Genomic DNA, 18,699 nt, shown 5'->3' with positions numbered 1-18,699 from the left:
CCGCGCTGCTGGTCGCCGCGCTGGTCGTGGCGCTCCCCCCGGGCAGCCGGGTCGACGCCCCCTCGGCCGGGGCGCCGACCGCCGCGGTGCCGCGCCCACCGGCCCGGTAGCCGCAGACAGGAGGACGCCGTGGACGAGGACACCGGCGGGTTCCCACCGTTCGCCACCCCCGAGGAGCTACGCATCTTCCTGCGCCGGGAGCAGGGGCAGCTCGACGAGCACCTGGCGGTGCTGATGCTGGACATGGCTGGGGACGCGATCCGCGCCGAGACCCGCCAAATCCTCGACGAGGTCGTCGACGACGAGCTCACCATCGACCGGCCCGGCGGCGGCCGGATCCTGTGTCTGCCCGAGCTGCCGGTCACCGCCGTCTCCGCCGTCGTCGAGCACGGTGTCGCGCTCACCCACGGTGTCGACTACACCTGGGCCGGCTCCGGGGTGCTCACCCGGATCGGCCGGTGCTGGCCGACCGAGCAGCGTGCGGTCACGGTGACCTACACCCACGGCTACCCGCCGCGGCGCCGCCCCGGGATCCTGCGCACCGTCGCGCTGCAGATCGCCGGCCGCGCCGTGATCAACCCCGAGCAGGTCACGCAGCTGTCGATCGGGGACTACAGCCGATCCTGGCAGACCGCCGGCACCGGCCGCACCGGCCGCATCGAGCTGACCGACTGGGAACGCACCCAGCTCGCCGAGCTACGCAGGTACCGGTGAACGTCGCACAGGCCGGGCTGCTCAACCGCACGATCACGGTGCGCCGGCGCGTGGACAGCCCCGACGGGGCCGGCGGCTACACCACCACCTGGGCGGCCGTCGGGATGGTTCCCGGTCGGTTGAGTCAACCCACCGACGACCAGCGCACCACCGGCGGGCAGGACGGCTCCGACCTGACCCAGCCGGTCTACCTCGCCCCAGATGCGGATGTGCGCCGCGGCGACGAGCTGCACGTCGACGGGCTCGTGCTCGAGGTGCTCGCCACGTTCGGGCCGTCCGAGCCGGTGTATCTGCGTGCGGACTGCCGATCCCGCCAAACCGAAGGAGGCACACCGTGGCCCGCAGGGTGACCGGGGACCGCCAACTCGCCCGGCTGCTCACCAAGCTCGCCGCCCAGACCGAACCGATCTGCGTCGAATCGCTGCAGGCGTGGGCGGACGACGTGCAGGACGCGGCCAAACGGCGGGTGCCGGTGCTGACCGGGGCGCTGCGCGACGCGATCGAGCGGAGGATCTGAGTGCCCAGCATCGCCCGCCCGCTGCTCGTGGCCGTGTACACCAAGCTGGATACCGATCCCGGCCTGACCGGGCTCGGCGCCGCCGTGCTCGACGAGGTGCCCGAGCCGCGGCCGACACCGTACGTGCTGCTCGGTGAGGTCGACGAGATCCCCGCCGAGGCACACGACCGCGACGGCGTCACCGCGACCCTCACCCTGCACGTGTGGTCGCGCTACCGCGGCTACGCCGAGGCCGCGCGGATCGCCGACGCCCTCGACGCCGCCCTGCACCGCCGGCCCCTGGCGGTCACCGGCTGGCAGAAGGTGTCCGTCGCCGCCGCCGCCCGCACCTACATGCGCGACCCCGACCCGCAGCTACGCCACTGCGTGGCCCGCTACCGGGTGTGGGCCGAGCAGCAACCCCCCGCCGAGGACGACTGACAAGGAGAACCACCCGTGGCCGGATTGGATGCCTTCGGGACGCTGCTCGAGCGCGGCGACGGAACACCCACCGTGTACACCCCGATCGCGAACGTCACCAACATCGAAGGGCCCGAGACCGAGCGGGACACCTACGACGTCACCGCGCACGACTCCCCCGATGCGTGGCGCGAGTTCATCGGCGGGCTCAAGGACGCCGGCGAGGTCACAGCCGAGATCAACTACGACCCGGCCGACCACGACACCCTGCTCGCCGACTACGCCGACGCCCAGCCCCGGGACTGGCGCATCACCTGGCCCACCGGCGCGACGTGGGCGCTCAAGGCGATCCTCACCGGGTTTAGCGCCGAGGCCCCACACGACGACAAGCTGGCCGCCGAGATCACCCTCAAGGTGTCCGGCAAGCCCGCGCTCACCCCCGCCACCCCCTGACCCGACCCGCCTGCTGATCGAAAGAGACGAGACCCGCGATGACGCTGCTCACCCGCGACCAGATCCTGTCCGCCGACGACCTGCTCACCGTCGACGTCGCCGTCCCCGAATGGGGCGGCACCGTGCGCGTGCGGGCACTCACCGGCGCCGAGCGGGACCGGCTGGAGGCCTCCCTGCTCGGTAAGGACGGCACCGCGTCCGCCGCGAAGATCCTGAACTTCCGGGCGCGGGTATGCGCGCTGACCATGATCGGCGAAGACGGGGAACGCCTGTTCGGGGACGCGCAGGTCGCCGAGCTGGGCCGCAAGTCTGCAGCCGCGCTCGCCCGGGTCGCCGAGGCCGCGCAGAAGCTGTCCGGGATCAGCGACGACGACGTCGACGAGCTCGTGGGGGAATGACCCGCCGGCCAGCCCGACAGTTCTACTTCCGGCTGGCCGGCCACCTCGGCTACACCGTGCGCGAGCTGCTCGCCCGCATCGACTCCCGCGAGATCACCGAGTGGATGGCCTACGAGCGGCTCGCCGGGCCGCTCGGTGGGCGGCGCATCGACCACGCCGCCGCCCTGGTCACCGCCGCCGTCGTCAACACCAATCGCACCAAGGGGCCCGCCCGACAGCCCGGGGACTTCCTACCTCCATGGGGGCAGCCGAAACCGCGGCGGCGGATGAGCCCCGATGAGCTGTGGGCGAAGGCCCAGGAGCTCAACCGCCGGTTCGGCGGCACCGTCACCGCCGCATAGCAACCGCGCTGAGGGGAGGGTCACGTGGCCACGATCGCCTCCCTCGCCGTCAAGCTCGGCATCAACCCGGCCCAGTTCCAGGCAGGGCTGGCCAAGGCCAAGACCAGCCTCAACCGATTCGTCGCCGAGGCGGAGAAGTCCGCCGCCCGCGTCGAGAAGCTCGGCGCCGGCCTCGGGAAGATCGGCAAACCGGCCGCTGGGATCGCCGTGGCCGCCGCGTCGGCGGCCAACCTCGCGAGCATCCTGATCACCACCGCCGGCGCGGCCGCGATCCTGCCCGGGATTCTCACCGCCGGCGTCGGGGCGCTGGCCGCGTTCAAGGTCGGCGTGGCCGGGGTCTCCGACGCCTTGTCCGCCATGGACGACCCGGCGAAGTTCGCCGAGGCCACCGCCAAGCTCGCCCCGTCGGCGCGGGAATGGGCGACCGCGGTGCGCGACCTCGGGCCGGCGTGGAAGTCCGTGCAGCTCGACGTGCAGCAGCGGCTGTTCACCGGGCTCGCCCAGACCACCAAGACCCTCGCCGGCGCGTACCTGCCGACGCTGAGGACCGGGCTCGGCGGGGTCGCCGACGCCATGAACGCCTCCGCGAAGGCGTCGGGGAAGGCGCTGATGGCCCCGGAGGCCGTCGGGTCGGTCAACGCGATCCTCGGCGACACCGCCAGCGTCGTGAAGGAAGTCGGGTCCAGCCTCGGGGACTGGCTGCGCGGTTTCCTCGCCGTCGCCAAGGTCGGCACCTCGTTCCTGCCAGGGCTGGTCTCCGGTGCCGGGGACGCCGCGAAGGCGTTCCGGACGTGGGCCGAGTCCGCCGAGGGGCAGCAGCGGCTCAACCAGATCATCTCCCGCGGCCTGTCCATCATCGGTGATCTCGCCCTGACGGTGCGCAACGTCGGGCAGATCTTCCGCAACGTGTTCGCCGCGGCCGGCGCCGACGGCGCCGGGCTGGTCGCCACCCTGCAGCAGTTGACCGCGACCGCCGCGGAGTGGACGGCCAGCGCCGAGGGCCAGCAGCAGATCGCCGACGTGTGGAGCCTGCTCAGCCAGGTCTCCGGGACCCTGACCACGGCGCTGCAGATCCTCGGGCCCGCGCTGGGCACCTTGGCCGGCTGGTTCGCGTCGCTGCCCGCGCCGGTGCAGTCGGTGATCGGCGGGTTCCTCGGCTGGTCGGCGCTGCTCGGCCCGCTGCTGGTGAAGGTGTCCGGGCTGGTCACCACGCTCACCCAGGTCGGGCCGAAGCTGCTGGTCGCCGGGCAGGCCGTCGCCGGGTTCACCACCAAGCTCGCCACCCTCGGTGTGCGAATGGCCACCACCTCGGCGGGCTTTATCGCCCGGGTCACCGTCATGGCCACCACCGCCGTCGCGAAGTTCGCGCTCATGGCCGCCCAGGCGACCGTGCATGCGGCCCGGGTCGGTGCGGCGTGGCTGCTCACCACCGGCGCGCAGATGGCCACCGCGGCCGCGTCGATGGCCGCCACCGCGGCCCGCATGGTCGCCCAGTGGGCGCTCATGGCCGCTGGGGCGATGGCCCGCGCCGCGGTCATGGCCGCCTCCTGGCTGGTCGCGATGGGCCCGGTCGGGTGGGTGATCGCCGCCATCGGCGCCCTGGTCGCGTTGATCATCGCGAACTGGGACACCGTCAAGCAGTGGACGTCCGACGCGTGGCGCGCCGTCTCGGACTTCGTGGCGCAAGCCTGGAGCTGGATCGTCGGCAAGGTCCAGTGGGGGATTGATCAAGCAAAGTCGATCATCAGTTGGTTCTCGCAGCTGCCGGGGCTGATCGCGGGCTGGTTCGGGTCAGCGAAGGACTGGGCGCTGCGCAAGCTCCAGGAGCTGCTGTCCTGGCTGGCCGGGCTACCCGGCCGGATCCTGTCCGCCATCGGGTCCCTCGGCTCGCTGCTGCTGGGCGCCGGCCGTGATCTTGTCTCGGGCCTGTGGAACGGCATCGTCGCGATGGGCTCGTGGCTGTACAACAAGATCCTCGGCTGGATCAAGTCCGTCGTCCCGGGCCCGATCCTGTCCTTCCTGGGGATCTCGTCGCCGTCCAAGTGGGGCGACCGCATCGTCGGACGCATGATCCCCGCCGGGATCGGCGAGGGCATCATCGCCAACGCCGCGGCCGCGACCCGCCCCGCCCGCCAGGTGGCCGCCGACACCGCCGCGGCCGCCCTCGACGGCGCCCACCAGATCGAGATCGACCCCGCCTGGCCGGCCGCGCTCACCTCGATGCTCGCGCCCCGCGGCGGCGACGGCACCACCACACCGGCCGCGTCGGCCGCGGACCCGGCCCCGCAGATCACCCTCAACATCTACAACCCGATAGGAGAGCCGACCACAGTGAGCGTCCAGCGTGACATGCAGCTGCTCTCCGCGCTGGGGACGTTCCGCCGGTGAGCGCCCCGATCCCGGCCGATGGGCTGCGCCTCAACGGCCTCGACATCCGCCGACATGCGTACCGACCCCGGGACCTGTCCGCGTTGCTGCGGGTGCCCGCGAAACGCGGCGCCGACCTGGTCATCCCCGGCGAGCACGGTGAGCTGCACATCCCCGGCAAGCGCTATGAGGCCGGGGTGGTGGCGCTGCCACTGCTGGTGCTGGGCTGTGACCCCGACACCGGGCGTGTCCCAGCCGGATCGACCGCGCGCCGCGAGCTGTACAAGCGGATGGACGAGCTCATCGCCGCGATCGGTGACGAGCAGCTGCTGATCGAGCGGGTCCGTCCCGACGGCGCCGAGCGGGAGCTACGCGGCGAAGTCCTCGACGTCCTCGACCCACGCACCCAACCGCCCGGGAACCTCGCCGAGGTCACCGTCGTGCTCAAGACCGCCGACCCGTTCTGGTCCGACACCGCCGACCGCACCGGCTCCCTGACCGTCGCCACCGGTGGCAGCGGCCAGCTCACCGCCCTCGACAGCGCGACCGCGCTCATGCAGGACCTGCTCGTCGAGATCGGCCCCTCCGCCAACCCCAGGTTGGAGCAGCCCGCCTCGGGGATCTTCGTCGGCTGGAACGGCATCATCGCCGCCGACCAAACCCTGCAGATCAACACCGCCACCTGGACGGTCACCGGCACCGGCGGGCTGACCGTCACCCCCGCCGACTACGAACGCCTCCACTACGGCGGCGCGGGTACCCGCCGCTGGTTCGCGCTGCGCCCCGAACCGGGCGGGCCCACCGTCCAACTCACCCACACCGGCGGCGGCACCGCGACCGCGACCGTCACCGGCCGACGCAAGTACACGACCGCATGAGCAGCGAGCTGCGCATCGACTTCTGGGCGCTCGACGACGACGACACCTACCTGTGCCCGCTGCCCCACGTCGTCGCCTGGAAGATCTCACTGATCGCCGGGCAGCCCGGCGGGATCGAGCTGGAATACCCGCGCGACGGCCTGCACTTCGACGTTCTCGCCGAGCGGGTCACCCGGCTGCGGGACATGCCGATCGCGATCCGCTACGACGGCACCGCCGCCACCGACCTACGCGGCTACCTCATGGCCTCCGACGGCGACGAGGTCGCCGAGTCCGGGATCGTGACGTTCACCGGGCACTTCCTCACCCAACGGCTCGAGGAGTTCCAGCTCCCGCCCGGTGGCGGGGAGAACGCCGCCCAGATCTTCCCGGACGCGACGGCCGGGCGGATCATGCGCGACTGCCTGCAGCTCGCCCAGTCGCTGGGCTACCTCACCGACGTCACCTGGGCGTTCACCGACACCCACGACAGCCGCGGTGTCGCCTGGACCAACCAGACATCCGCGGAGATCCCACCCGGGCGGGACCTGCTGCAGGTCGCGCAGCAGCTGCGCGAATGGGGCATGGCCGAGGCCGAGCTCACCAGCACGCTCGAGCTACGGCTGTACGTGCCCGACACCGTGGGCACCGACCACACCCTGGTCGATCCGCCGGTGGTGCTGCGCGCCGGCCGGGACGTCACCGACGCCACCCGCCGCCGCGACGTCCGCGAGGCCGCCACCGATCTACTCATCGCCGGCGCCGACGGCGTCTACGTGCAGGTCCACGACCCGACCGCGCGGGCCCGGCGGGGCCGGCAGATCGGCCGCTACATCAGCCAGGGCAACCTCACCACCCAGGGCGCCGCGCTCGCCTACGGCAACCTGCAGCTACAGCGCGCCACCGTCGGGGTGGAAGAGCTCTCCGCGGGGATCGTGGTCGACCCGACCCGGGCGTTGCCCCTGCGGGACCTGTGGCCCTCGGACTGGGTGTACACCGACACCGGCCGGCAGCTCACCCGGAACCGGATCATGCAGCTCACCGTCGCCCAGCAGGCCGGCGAGGACCACCCGAGCGCCGGGGTCGTGCTCGGTGACCTGATCACCGCGTGGACCGAGTACCTGCAGCGGCAGATCGACGGACTGGTCGGCGGGCAGCTGGTCACCGGCACCTCCACCCCCGACCCCGAGACCGATGACGGTCTCGCCCCGGCGGTGCCGCAGGGGCTGGGCGTCGACTCGCAGGCCTACCCCGACCAGGACCGCACCTTCGCCGCCGTCACCGCGGACTGGCTGCCGGTCACCGAGAACAGCAACGGCTCGCAGATCACCGACCTGGCCGGCTACCTCGTGCGCTGGCGCTACATCAGCCCCGAGCTGCCCGGCGGCTGGACTCTGCTGCCGCAGGTCACCGACTCGTCCGCCGGCTGGGACGGGGTCGTCGCCGGCGCCGCACTCGAGGTGCAGGTCGCCGCCCGCGACCGGTGGGGCCACGACTCGGGCTGGTCGCCGGCGGTGGCGCACACGGCCGCCGCCGACGGCACCCCGCCCCCGGTGCCGTCGACCCCGGTCGTGACGTCCTACCTCGGGGTGCTCGCCGTGACCTGGGACGGCAAGGGCTCCGCCGGGGAAGCCCAACCGGCGGACTTCTCCCACGTGGAGGTGCACGCCTCCCAGACCGCGGGATTCACCCCGCACCGGCCGCTGCTTCCGGACGGCCGGCTCGACACCGCCACCTCGACCACCTACCTCGACCGGCTGTCCGGGGCCGGGACGATGCCGTCCACCATCGGCGACTACGGGCAGACCTGGTACGCGAAGCTGGTCGCGGTGGACCGCTCCGGCAACGCCAGCGGCGCCTCGGGTGAGGACTCGGCCCTGCTGGTGCAGGCCGGGGATGGGGACGTCTCCGCGCTGTCCATCGGCAAGCTGACCGCCGGGATCATGTCCGCGCTGATGACGATCTCCGGGATCATCCGCACCGCCGCCAGCGGCGCCCGGGTCGAACTGGACACCACCGGGCTGCGCTGCTATGCCAGCGACGACCGGGTCCTGTTCGAGTTCAACATCCCCACCAGCGCGCTCAGCCTGCTGGGACGGTTCACGGCCGGGGCCTCGGCGACCAGCGGCAGCCGGATCATCCTCGACCCCGCCTACACCGGTCTCGACGGGACCGGCAGCCCGCTACCCACCCAGCTGTTCTACAGCTCCGCAGGCACGTTTGGCCCGGGGTTCGTCAACGCCTTCAACGAAGGCTCCGGCCGCACGGGGGTCGGGTTCAACTCCGGCCCATCCCAATCCGGGAGCGACTACCGCAAGTCGGTGCTGGTGCTGCGCACCGACCGCGCGGAAATGATGCTGACCAACCCGGACACTCTCTCCCGCCGCGGCGGGAGGGTGCTGGCCGCCCCGGACCGGGCAGCTGTGGAGGGATGCGACAGCAGCTCCGGGGCGCTGCGCGCCGAGATCTTCGCCACCGGGGCAGGCGCCGCCGAACTCAAGACCTACACCTCGGGGGGCGCCGACCGGGCGCGGATCGGCGTCTATTCCTCCGGGGCCATCGACCTCTACGGGGTGCTCGGCGCCAAGCTGCTTCTGCGCGCGGATGGCAGCGTGCTACTCGGCGGCCCCGGTAACGGCTGGATCGACATCCACACGTCCGGACAGGTGCAGATCGTCAGTCAGGGCGCCGTCAAAGCGTTCGTGATCGACCATCCCACCGACCCCGACAGGTGGCTGGTGCACGGATGCACCGAGTCCCCACACGCCGGCGTCGAGTACTGGGGCACCGCCACCATCCACGCCGGTCGCGCGGTCGTCGAGCTGCCCACCTATTTCGAGGCGGCCACCCGCCGTGAGGGTCGGGCGGTGCTGCTCACCCCACTCGACCCCGCCGACGGCCAGACACCGCCCTCGGCGGCACCGGCCGCGGCGACCTACCCCGTCGGCGGCCGGTTCGAAATCCGGGCGCCGCTACTGCCCGACGGCGCCCGGGTGTCGTGGCTGGTCAAGGCCATCCGCGCCGACGTCGACCCGTTCGACGTCGAGCCGTTGCGCGACGAGGTCACCGTGCGCGGCGACGGCCCCTACCGGTACATCACCCCCGCACGGACGGAGGACCGTGGACAGTGATCACCCCAGCACCGGACTACGCCGCGTTGTCTGACCGGCTGGTGCGCGTCGAAACCAAGCTGGACATGGTCATCGACCGGCTCGACGGCAGCCACGACGACCACGAGGACCGCATCCGCGCCCTTGAGCAGCGCCCCAACCCGGCCGTGATCGCCGTCGACCACGAGTCCCGGCTGCGCAGGCTCGAGCGCGCCGTGTGGGTCGCCTCCGGGGTCGCGCTCGTCGGCGGTGGCCTCGTCGGCGGGGTGGTCGGCCCGCTGCTCGGCGGCTGACCCCGAGACAGGCGAAAGGGGCCCATCGTGGAGATCATTTCCCGGCGGGCGTGGGGCGCGCGCTACCCGGCCGGGTTCGGTCCGGCGCCGCTGCCCGCGACCCGGCTGTACCTGCACCACTCCGTCACCGTCGCCCCGGACCTGACCCCGCCGTTCATCGACGACGACGCCGCGATCCGCACCCTCGAACACATCGGGCAGCAGCGGTTCGGCGGGGGGATCTCCTACACGTTCGCGATCACCCCGGTCGGCCGGATCTACGAGGGCCACGGCATCGACCGCGAAGGCGCCCACACCAAGGGCCTCAACCGGTCGGCGCGGGCGATCTGCTGGGTCGGCAACTACGACCGCGACCGGCCCACCCCGCAGCTGGTCGCGGCGACGGCGTGGCTGGTCCGCTACGGCTACACCCAGGGCTGGTGGGCCCAGCCGCGGCTCACCGGCGGTCACCGTGACGCCCCCGGCGCGGCTACGGCCTGCCCGGGCCGGCACGCCTACGCGCTGATCGGCGACATCAACCTCGCCGCCGGCGCCGCGGGACCCCGCTCGACCCCGTCCCCTCGACCTCGTGGAGGTCCGTTCATGGCCCTGTCCGACGACGAGCAGCGCGAGCTGCTGGCCCGTGTCCGCAACCTCGACCACCAGCTCTACTTCGGCGAAGGCGGACCCGGCACTCCCGGATGGCACGCCTGGGACGGTGGCACCGGAGAGACCCTGACCGTCGTCGACTACCTGCGCCGTAACAACGTGGAAGTCCGGCAGGCCCACCACAACCTCAACAGCCTGCACCAGAAGATCGACGCCATCACCGCGGCCGTCCACGAGTGCGTCGAGCTCCTGCGCACCCCCAGCATCGCCGGCGCGGACGGTGCGGCCGCTGCGGTCACCGCCGCCGTCCGGGACGCGCTCGCCGACCTGCAGGTCGTGCTGCGCTCCAGCCCCGCCCTGCACAGCCGGTCCTGACGCCCCCGATGGGAGACCACACGATGCCCACCCGCAGACCCGAGCCGGTCGTCGTGCTCGACTTCGTCAAGGCCGGGATCGCCGTGGCCGCCGGCTACGGCTGGGTGCAGGCCGACGACCCGCTCGTCGGCACGCTCACCACCACGATCGCCGGGCTGCTCTACCTCGGCCTGACCCTGGCCACCCGCCGCAGGGTCACCCCGCTGTCCGACCCGCAGACCGCGCGCGGCGAGCTGCTGATCCCCGCGGGCGAGCAGCCGCTCGAGCAGCCCCCGCCCGTGCCGCGGCCGCGCCCCGTCGATCGCGGCGCGCGCCCACCGTGGCCCGAGGACTACGGCTACGGGCAGCCCCCGTACGGGCAGCCGTGAGCGCCCCGACCGTCATCACGGTCGCCACCGCGACCACCCTGATCGACCTCGAGGTCAACCCCGGCGACCCGATCGACCTGCTCGTGCCGATCCTCGACGCCAACGACGCCCCCGTGCAGATCGACGACCCGGCCGGCTGGTCGGCCCGCTCCCAGGTGCGCGCCACCTGGCAGGCCGGGCAGGTCCTGCACGAGTGGACCACCACCGGCGCCGCACCCAACGCCGAGATCGTCGCCGGGCTACCCGGGCACGTCCGGCTCACCGCCACACCCGAGCAGACCGCGGCCTGGCAGCAGACCTGGCCGGCGCTCGACGTCGCCTGGGACCTCGACGTCACCGAACCCGCCACCGGACCGGACGACCCCGACGGTGGCCCGACCCCGCACCGGATCGCCAAGGGACGGATCCGGCTCAACCCGCAGATCACCAGATAGGAGACAAGGCCATGGCCGGATCGGACTTCATCTTCAACATCGCCAAGGGCCGCACCCGCACCTTCGCCGAGCTGTCCGGCGCCAACGACGCGCTCGTGTGGGTGCTGCTGAAGGCGACCGGCCTGGAGGCCGACAGCACACTCAAGGACTACGACACCCTCGCCGCGATCCTCGCCGGCACCAACGACGAGGCCGACTTCACCGGCTACTCCCGGATCGCCGCCACCAACGTGGTCGTGTCGATCGACGACACCGCCGACGAGATGGTCGTCGACATCGACCCATTCCAGTACGACCCCGCCGGCGGAGCGGCCAACAACCTCATGGGCAAGGTGCTGCTCTGCTACGACCCGGACACCACCGGCGGCACCGACGCGGACATCATCCCGATCGCCGCCTACAGCTTCGACGGCCAAACCGACGGCTCCACAATGATCATCAACCCGAACCAGGACGGCGCCTACTACTCCGCCTGACCACCACGACACCTACCCGGGCAGAGGGGAGCTGGCGGAGTGGCAGTCAAGCGGTTCCTCGCGAACGTCGCCCCGCCGGTCACCGTCTCCACATCCGGCGTCTGGAACGACCAGGCCGGGAAGGTCGCCCGCGGCCTGACCGCGACGCCGCAGGGGACGAACACATCCAGCGCCCGCGCGGAAACGACCGCCACGTCCCCCTGGGATGTGGCGCTCGGGCAATGGGTATCCGATCCGATCCTGCAAGCCGGGACGCTGCAGGGTGCGTACACGTACTGCCGCGCCATCCAAGAGTCGAGCTCCAACGCCGATCTCCAGTCCCGCACGCTGATCTACGTGATGTCCGGTGACGGCACCACCGTGCGCGGCACAGCGGCGAACGGATTGGCCACCGGCGAGTGGCCGACGACCAACACCGCCCAGCAGATCAACGGCACCCTCAATCCGGTCGCCTGTCAGGTGGGCGACCGGATCGTCGTCGAACTCGGGTACCGAGCGACCAACACGGCCACCACCTCCTACACGGGGACGATCCGCTACGGCGGCATCGACAGCACAGACCTTGCCCCCGGCGACACGGGCACAGCTGTCACCACCCGCCCGGCGTGGATCCGGTTCGACGACCCAGCGGTCGACGCCCTGTTCACCACCCCCGACCCGGGCGGCTCCCGCACGGAGCCCACCCTGCGCGGGAACACGGTGCTCGCCACGCACACCACATCGGGCTCCACGGCGAGCGTCACCGCCGACGCCACCGGCCTCGGCAGCGACCCGCAGGTCGGGGACACCATCGTGTGCTGGCAGGCGATGGACTGGGACACCCTCGCCGACATGTCCGGCCCGGCCACCGTGTCCGGCACCGACGGGTGGGTGCAGCAGCCGACCGCGGACGGCGGCACCAACAAGACCCACATCCGCACCTACACGACGAAGGTCACGGCCGCCGGCGCGAAGACGATCACCACCACGATCGGCAAGCCCGGCGACTTCCACGGGCTCGCCGTCGCCGTCGTGATCGACGCGGAGGCCGTGGACGACGCCAAGGGCATCGGCGCACCCGGCCCGGTCTCCGACCACGCCAGCCCGGCCGCCACCGCCAGCGTCGAGAACGTGCTGCAGCTCGCAACCTGGGTCGGGCTGACGTTTTCGGCGCCGGCCCCGGATTACACCCCGCCGGCCGGGTGGACGCAGCGCGCGAAACGGATCAACGGCACCGTCGTGGCGATGATCACCGCGTCCCGCACCCTCGCCGACCCGGGCGCGGTGGCCGCAGCGTCGGCGACGTGGGGGAACCCGGCCGGCTCCGCATCGGAGGGCTACTCGTCGTCGACAGTGCTGCTCCGCGGCGCTGCGGCCGGCGGCAGCGAGCACACCCTCACCCGCGCCGGTGACACCTCGACGCCGCGGCCCCTGCGCGCGTCGAAGAGCAGCAGGCTCCCCCGCCCGGGCACCGCGGACGGTGCGCGGCCGCTCGCCGTGTCCCGCGTCTACCGGCTCGGCCAGCCCGGAGAGACCACCTCCCCCCGGCCGCTGGCGCGCGCCACCAAGACCACCAGGCCCGCCCGGCCCGGCGACACCGCGGCCCCGCGCCCGCTCGACGTCGTGAAGGACCACCCGCCGCTCGGGCGACCCGCCACCGCCGCGGACACGCGCGAACTCGCCCGCCCCGCGAAGACCATCTCGCTCGCCCGGTCCGGCGCGGAGGACGGGCCGCGGCCGCTCACCTCGATCAAGAGCTACCTGCTGGGCCGCGCCGGAGACAGCACGGCCACCCACCCGCTCGCGCGCGGGTCGAAACGCACCGGGCTCGCCCGGCCCGGGGAGACCGGCGGGGCACGCGAGCTGGTGCTCGCGGTCATCGGTGACCTTGCCCGCGCCGCCGACACCTCGGCGGCCCGCCCGCTCACCCGGGCATCGAAGAGCACCACGCTCGCCCGACCCGGCGCGGTGGACGGCGCCCACCCACTGGGCCCCGTCAAGAGCTACACCCTCGGGCGGCCCGGGGACACCTCAGCCCCGCGGCCGGTGCGCGCGTCGCGCGCCTACACCCTGCCGCGTCCCGGCGACACCGCGGCGTCTCAGCCGCTGGCGCGTGCGGCGAAGACCACCCAGCTCACCCGCCCCGTCGACACGAGCGCTGCGCGGCCGCTCGAGCGCGCGGCGAAGTCGGCCCAGCTCGCCCGGTCCGGCGCGGCCGCCAGCGCCCGCGCGCTGGCCCCCGCCAAGAGCTACACCCTCGGGCGGCCCGGCGAGACCGGCGCCGCCCGCCCGGTCGGCAGCGGCGTCGGGATCGACCTTGCCCGCGCGGGCGACCAGACCACGCCGCGGCCGCTGGCCCGGGCGAGCAAGACCTACGTCCTCGGCCGGGTCGGCGAGCTCTCCGCGGCCCGGGCGGTGAGCCGTGCTGCCGCCCGCGGCATCGCCCGCGCCGGCGACGCGTCGGCCCCGCGAGCCTTGGCCCGGGCGGTGAAGGTCTACGTCCTCGGTAGGCCCGGCGACGCCACAGCCCCGCGGCCGTTCGACGTCGTGAAGGGCTACCCGGCGCTGGGCCGGCCCGGTCAGCTCGCGGTCGCCCGCGGGCTCGGCCGCACCCGCAAGACCGGCAGGCTCGGGCGGCCGCGGGTGCTCGAGCGCACTCGCCCGCTCGGCGCCGGCTCCCGCACCGATCTCGCCCGCGCCGGCGACGCGGCGGCCCCGCGCCCGCTCGGCCGGGCGAGCAAGGCCTACGTCCTCGGGCGGGCCGGCGAGACCAGCGCGGCCCGGCCGGTGCGTGGGGCGCGTTCTCATCCGCCGCTGAGCCGGCCCGGTGACCTCGCCGTCGCCCGACCCGTCGGGCGAGCCCGCCGGTTCCCGCTCGGCCGCACCGGCGACACCGCGGCCGCGCGCCCGGTCACCGTGGACCGGCGGATCCGTTACCCGCTGCGCGCCGGCGTCCCCATCGACCAGGTGCGGCGGCTGCGTGCCGGCCGCCCCGACTGGCAGACTCGCGCACCGTCGCCGCCCTGACCCGCGCGTGAGCCTGTCCGCTCCCCAGCGCAGCGCCCTCGCCTTGAGCACACGCTCGGGCGGGGGCGCTGTTGTCGTGTTCGCGGGAGGGCAGGCCGCCGACCCGAGGGCTTATGCCCTGCCGCCGGGGCGGCCCGCCCGTCCCTGGGGTGACCTGCGGTGATTCCGGTCAGGGCACGGAGTCGGCGCGTGCCCTGAGCGCGTCCTCGACGGCCTGGGCGCGCACGACACGCTGCCCGTCGGACTTGCCCTTGGGGATACCGAGCCGGTCCAGCGCGGCCCCGAGATCCGTGGTCGTCCACGAGCCGTAGACCTCCGGGCGGGCCTCGGCGAGCCGACCGAGCAGCTCCACGGTGCGCACCCGCGGCTCGTCGCGCAGCGCCGCAGCGATATCGGCGAGATGATCCGGCGGTGCGGCCGTGTCCTCGGCGACGGCCGCGAGGTGCCGGCCGCCGCGCCGCCACACCTCGAGCGCGCGGGCCGCGACCCGCTCGGCCTGCTGCTTGGTGACGTAGTGGGTGCGCACGACCGCGAACGCCTGGCCCAGCGGGATGTCCTCGACCTCGCCGGCCACCACCACCGTGCCTGCGTCCCGCCCGGCGCGCAGGTCGTAAGGGCGCGCACCCCGGTCCGCCGCGTCGGCCAGGATCATCCGGGCCGCGCTGATGTTGGGCACGTACAGCGACGCACGCACGTGTGCGCCCTCCCGCACCCGCACCGGCACGGTCTGCGGATCCGGCCGTTGGGTGGCCTGCATCAGGTGGATGTTCACCGCGCGGGCCTGGTCGTGCAGCCGCTTGGCCGCCTTCTGTGCGCGGGCGTCGTCCTTCGACCCGCCCAGCTGGCTACCATCCGAGGCCTTCCCCGCCATGTACATCACCTGGCACTCGTCGACCACCGCGTAGATCGGGTGGAACCCTGATCCGCGGCGGCGAGACAGCTCCCGGGTCAAACTGAGCCCCTTCGCTGTCTTCTCATCGAACCGGCGCTGCATCTCCGCGACCAGCTCCTCGAGCATCACCACCGCGGCCTCGGCGTGCTGGTCGGCCTGCCCGCAGACGTAGGTGTGGCACCGCGGCCGCAGCATGTCGAAGTCGCCGTCGCCCTTCAGGTCGGCGATTCGCAGCTCGACGGTGGGGTCCAGCGCGAGCCCGAGCAGCAGCAGCCGCAGCGCGGTGGTCTTGCCCTGCTTCGAGTTGGCCCCGATCAGCCAGTGCTTCTGCAGCATGCCGATGCGGATCGGATCTCCGCGCATGGTCACACCCCACGGCAGCCGGTCCCGGAACACGTCGAACCCGCCGTCGTCGAGCAGCGGCCATGCCGGGGCCGGACGATCCATGGTGCCCTTGTCCGCGACCCAGCAGTCCAGGACGCGGGCGTCGGCGTCCGGCTGGCGCTGCGGCCACACCTCGTGTTTGTGCCGGTTGAGGTTGGCCGCCAGCAGCTCGACCTTCGCCGTGGGAAGCAGGTCCGCCGCGGCGACGCCCAGCGGCAGGCGCACCTGAAAGTAGGTGCCGCCACCCTGCTCGCGCGGGGCGACGAGGAACTCCAGCCGCGCGCCGTCCTTCAGCGCCCGGGACAGAGCCGCGATCCCCAGATAGGCCAGAGCCTGGGCGATCGTGTCGGCGGTGACCTCGGCGCCGGCCTGTGCCCGCTCGTCCGGGGTGAGCAGCCACCCCGGCGGGTCGGCGGCCCGCCGACCTTCCCGCCACCCGGCCACCAGCAGCAGCGGCAGCCCCGCCCACATCCCTATCCCGACCAGTGCCGACAGCAGCGCGCCGACCGCGGCGAGGACGGCGCCGACCCCGGCCCACCAGTCCGCCCAGCCCGCCCCGCCTGGGGTGGTTTCCACCGCGATCCCACCCGCCACCAGCAACCCGATCAGCACCCCGGCGGCGACGGCGGCCGCCTTGAGCACACCGGCCACCGCACTCGGCAGCTCCCGCAGCCGGCGGGCGCGGCCGTCCTTCGCCGCCTGGAGCCGCTCGGACCACTCGGCCAGCGCAGTCGTGTCCCCGGCCAGGCGGGCGAGGCGGATCTGCTCGCGCACATGCCCGTGCGTGACCGCCTGCCCGGCGCGCCGCGCCCATGACACATACCCCTGGGCGGCCGTCCAGCCCACGCGCACCACCCGGCGCGCCTGCGGCTGGCCGGCGAGCGTGGTGACCAGATGGACCGGGCGACGGGCGACCACGCGGGCGGTCCGAGCGAGCACCGGCGCCGACCGCTCGGCCGGCGCGGCGTCGTCGACGATCTCCGCATCGAGGACCGCGGTCTCCAGCTCGCCCTCCGCCCGCAGCCGCAGCTCCGCGCCCGGCCCGGTGCGTGCCTGATCCGCCACGGTCACCGCCGTCCCCGCCGCTTGCGGGTGGCCGGGGTGAGCACCAGCACCAGCCGACCCTGCCGATCCCGATACACAAGCCCCGACACCCGAGTCCGGGCCGGCTTGGAGAACGCCGCGACCAGCAGCACCGCCAGCACGATCGACAGCGCCAGCGCGGCGCCCCCGCTCACCGCGCCCACCCCCGCCCGCCGGACGGCACGACCTCACCATCGACCACCACCGACGGGCGCACCGCGCCGACCGGGAGCGGGCCGGGGCTGGCCAGGGAGTGTCGCACCGTCACCACATGCTCATGGCGGACCACCACCACGACCCGCCCGGCGGGCGCGCGCTGCTCGTCGCGGTCCGGCACCGCCAGCGCAGCGCCCGCCGATCCGGGCTGCGGATGCCGGCACCGACCCCGCCCCCACACCAACCCCACCGGGACAGCCACCGCCGCCCACCCAGCGACCAACACGAGGACCTCACCGAGGGTCACGACGCCACCCGGCCACGCAGACGGGCGAGCAGCTGCCGCGCCTCGTGCTCGGAGATAGCCAGCTCGCGCGCGAGCCTTCGCCGCCCGGCGCCCGCGGCCACCAACGCGGCCGCTCGCCCGTCCAGGTCGTCCCCCTGCTCGTCGCCCGCGGACGGCACCACCGACAGCGTCCGCGCAGCCGCGGAGGCAACATCGCGCTCAGCCTCGGTCTCGGCCGGCATGGCTGGCACGGGTGCGTGGACCGGATGCCAGATCGGGATGTCGGTCCGGTCCGGCATCACCGATTCCTCCGTGATGGCCGGGCTGGCTCTCCCGACGAGGACCGCCAGATGGACGAGCGCGGCGAGGGTGGCAGGCGCGATCGCTGAGACTGCGACCACGACGAGCCAGTGCGGGCGGGCGGAGTACGCGGCGAGGCCGTGCCCGAGCGCGTTCCCACCCACCGAGCCGGAGAGCAGGATGAGCGCGAGCGCCCGCCCGTACGAACGGGCGCCCCCGGGCGAGGCCCGTCCGAGCCAGATGATCGAGCCTGCCGCTGCCCCCGCATCGACCACGATGGGCAGCATCGGGGCCAGCTCAGCGGTGAACCCACACAGAAGGGCGAGGTCGCGGAGCGCCGAGAAGGACAGCACCGCCGCACACACGGCGACGATCACCATGAGCCCGTAGAGAGGAATCCGGCGGATCACCGGCTGGCCTTCGAGCAGCAGCCGCGGGGGCAGCCACCGTAGCGGACGTCCGGCGACCACTTGAACGTGAATCCCATGAGGGACCCCCTGCAAGGCTTGGAAAAAATCAAGGACGAGCTCTAGGCTGGACACGTCCTTGGAAAAAGTCAAGGTCAGCCTGACCTAGGCTCCGCTCTCGTGGCGGACACGAACCCCGAGGTGATGAATGCGCTGGTCCGCCTGATGGCGAACCTCGACGAGCCGTCCGCGCTCACCGACGACGAACTCGTGCGCGCCGTCATCGAGGCGCGCGAGGCGAAGAAGAAGGCCGAAGGAACCGCTGCCGCCGAGCTACGCCGCCGCGGGTGGACGTGGCCCCAGATCGGCAAAGCGATCGGTGTCGACCAGTCGACCGCGCACGGCTGGGCGCAGCCCTACCTACGCGCTGGTGAAGGCGAACCGTGACCGACGCCGGGGGGCTTCCGCCCCATTTCCGCCCCTTGATCTTGATTC

21 protein-coding genes are annotated in these 18,699 nt (G+C 73.3%); 17 read left to right on the top strand and 4 right to left on the bottom strand.

The genetic code is table 11. The annotated features are described in order from the left end of the window. Positions 1-129 precede the first annotated feature (129 nt). The 16 genes from ACFQE5_RS23160 to ACFQE5_RS23085 are packed head-to-tail and all read left to right on the top strand — an operon-like array spanning position 130 to position 14,696. Positions 130-714 (top strand): hypothetical protein, encoded by a 585-nt coding sequence (locus ACFQE5_RS23160; protein WP_379588045.1) that lies wholly within the window; start codon positions 130-132, stop codon positions 712-714. Beyond that, positions 711-1,064, top strand: a complete 354-nt coding sequence (locus ACFQE5_RS23155; RefSeq protein ID WP_379588043.1) for a head-tail adaptor protein — start codon at positions 711-713, stop codon at positions 1,062-1,064. The genes ACFQE5_RS23160 and ACFQE5_RS23155 overlap by 4 nt, the downstream gene beginning before the upstream one ends. Next, complete coding sequence (locus ACFQE5_RS23150) at positions 1,049-1,231, top strand: HK97 gp10 family phage protein (RefSeq protein ID WP_379588042.1); 183 nt, start codon at positions 1,049-1,051, stop codon at positions 1,229-1,231. Before ACFQE5_RS23155 ends, ACFQE5_RS23150 begins: the two co-directional genes overlap by 16 nt. Beyond that, positions 1,232-1,651 carry a DUF3168 domain-containing protein gene (locus tag ACFQE5_RS23145; RefSeq protein WP_379588040.1) on the top strand — a complete coding sequence of 140 codons (420 nt, stop codon included), beginning with the start codon at positions 1,232-1,234 and terminating at the stop codon, positions 1,649-1,651. 15 nt (positions 1,652-1,666) lie between these two features. Beyond that, positions 1,667-2,083, top strand: a complete 417-nt coding sequence (locus ACFQE5_RS23140) for a phage tail tube protein (protein WP_379588038.1) — start codon at positions 1,667-1,669, stop codon at positions 2,081-2,083. 38 nt (positions 2,084-2,121) lie between these two features. Further along, complete coding sequence (locus tag ACFQE5_RS23135) at positions 2,122-2,481, top strand: hypothetical protein (protein WP_379588037.1); 360 nt, start codon at positions 2,122-2,124, stop codon at positions 2,479-2,481. After that, positions 2,478-2,822 carry a phage tail assembly protein T gene (locus tag ACFQE5_RS23130; RefSeq protein WP_379588035.1) on the top strand — a complete coding sequence of 115 codons (345 nt, stop codon included), beginning with the start codon at positions 2,478-2,480 and terminating at the stop codon, positions 2,820-2,822. The genes ACFQE5_RS23135 and ACFQE5_RS23130 overlap by 4 nt, the downstream gene beginning before the upstream one ends. A gap of 24 nt (positions 2,823-2,846) precedes the next feature. Next, on the top strand, positions 2,847-5,210 hold the full coding sequence (locus tag ACFQE5_RS23125; protein WP_379588033.1) for a phage tail protein: 2,364 nt from the start codon (positions 2,847-2,849) through the stop codon (positions 5,208-5,210). Then, complete coding sequence (locus tag ACFQE5_RS23120; protein ID WP_379588032.1) at positions 5,207-6,067, top strand: hypothetical protein; 861 nt, start codon at positions 5,207-5,209, stop codon at positions 6,065-6,067. The genes ACFQE5_RS23125 and ACFQE5_RS23120 overlap by 4 nt, the downstream gene beginning before the upstream one ends. Next, positions 6,064-9,177 carry a hypothetical protein gene (locus tag ACFQE5_RS23115; RefSeq protein ID WP_379588030.1) on the top strand — a complete coding sequence of 1,038 codons (3,114 nt, stop codon included), beginning with the start codon at positions 6,064-6,066 and terminating at the stop codon, positions 9,175-9,177. The genes ACFQE5_RS23120 and ACFQE5_RS23115 overlap by 4 nt, the downstream gene beginning before the upstream one ends. After that, positions 9,174-9,449 carry a hypothetical protein gene (locus ACFQE5_RS23110; protein ID WP_379588029.1) on the top strand — a complete coding sequence of 92 codons (276 nt, stop codon included), beginning with the start codon at positions 9,174-9,176 and terminating at the stop codon, positions 9,447-9,449. Before ACFQE5_RS23115 ends, ACFQE5_RS23110 begins: the two co-directional genes overlap by 4 nt. A gap of 27 nt (positions 9,450-9,476) precedes the next feature. Continuing rightward, positions 9,477-10,412, top strand: a complete 936-nt coding sequence (locus ACFQE5_RS23105; protein ID WP_379588028.1) for a peptidoglycan recognition protein family protein — start codon at positions 9,477-9,479, stop codon at positions 10,410-10,412. A 23-nt stretch (positions 10,413-10,435) separates the two neighbouring features. Next, entirely contained in the window at positions 10,436-10,780 is a 345-nt protein-coding gene (locus tag ACFQE5_RS23100) for a hypothetical protein (protein ID WP_379588026.1), read from the top strand. Next, positions 10,777-11,214, top strand: a complete 438-nt coding sequence (locus ACFQE5_RS23095; protein WP_379588025.1) for a hypothetical protein — start codon at positions 10,777-10,779, stop codon at positions 11,212-11,214. Before ACFQE5_RS23100 ends, ACFQE5_RS23095 begins: the two co-directional genes overlap by 4 nt. An 11-nt stretch (positions 11,215-11,225) precedes the next feature. Further along, positions 11,226-11,690 (top strand): hypothetical protein, encoded by a 465-nt coding sequence (locus ACFQE5_RS23090; RefSeq protein ID WP_379588024.1) that lies wholly within the window; start codon positions 11,226-11,228, stop codon positions 11,688-11,690. 39 nt (positions 11,691-11,729) lie between these two features. Next, positions 11,730-14,696 (top strand): hypothetical protein, encoded by a 2,967-nt coding sequence (locus ACFQE5_RS23085; protein WP_379588022.1) that lies wholly within the window; start codon positions 11,730-11,732, stop codon positions 14,694-14,696. A gap of 169 nt (positions 14,697-14,865) precedes the next feature. On the opposite strand, the gene ACFQE5_RS23080 is transcribed toward ACFQE5_RS23085, so the two are convergent. From ACFQE5_RS23080 to ACFQE5_RS23065, 4 genes are read right to left on the bottom strand one after another with little or no spacing between them, the layout of a single operon-like run. Next, on the bottom strand, positions 14,866-17,043 hold the full coding sequence (locus ACFQE5_RS23080) for an FtsK/SpoIIIE domain-containing protein (protein WP_379588021.1): 2,178 nt from the start codon (positions 17,041-17,043) through the stop codon (positions 14,866-14,868). Then, on the bottom strand, positions 17,040-17,210 hold the full coding sequence (locus ACFQE5_RS23075; protein ID WP_379588019.1) for a hypothetical protein: 171 nt from the start codon (positions 17,208-17,210) through the stop codon (positions 17,040-17,042). Before ACFQE5_RS23075 ends, ACFQE5_RS23080 begins: the two co-directional genes overlap by 4 nt. After that, positions 17,207-17,518 carry a hypothetical protein gene (locus tag ACFQE5_RS23070; RefSeq protein ID WP_379588018.1) on the bottom strand — a complete coding sequence of 104 codons (312 nt, stop codon included), beginning with the start codon at positions 17,516-17,518 and terminating at the stop codon, positions 17,207-17,209. Before ACFQE5_RS23070 ends, ACFQE5_RS23075 begins: the two co-directional genes overlap by 4 nt. After that, positions 17,515-18,267 (bottom strand): DUF2637 domain-containing protein, encoded by a 753-nt coding sequence (locus tag ACFQE5_RS23065; RefSeq protein ID WP_379588017.1) that lies wholly within the window; start codon positions 18,265-18,267, stop codon positions 17,515-17,517. Before ACFQE5_RS23065 ends, ACFQE5_RS23070 begins: the two co-directional genes overlap by 4 nt. Before the next feature lie 117 nt (positions 18,268-18,384). On the opposite strand from ACFQE5_RS23065, the gene ACFQE5_RS23060 reads away from it, so the two are divergent. Beyond that, complete coding sequence (locus ACFQE5_RS23060) at positions 18,385-18,651, top strand: hypothetical protein (protein ID WP_379588016.1); 267 nt, start codon at positions 18,385-18,387, stop codon at positions 18,649-18,651. The last annotated feature ends 48 nt before the right edge of the window (positions 18,652-18,699 follow it).

The organism is Pseudonocardia hispaniensis (assembly GCF_042658695.1).
GTDB lineage: Bacteria > Actinomycetota > Actinomycetes > Mycobacteriales > Pseudonocardiaceae > Pseudonocardia > Pseudonocardia hispaniensis.
Note: the sequence above shows the minus strand (reverse complement) of the source record. Positions and strands in the feature narration are given on the sequence as shown.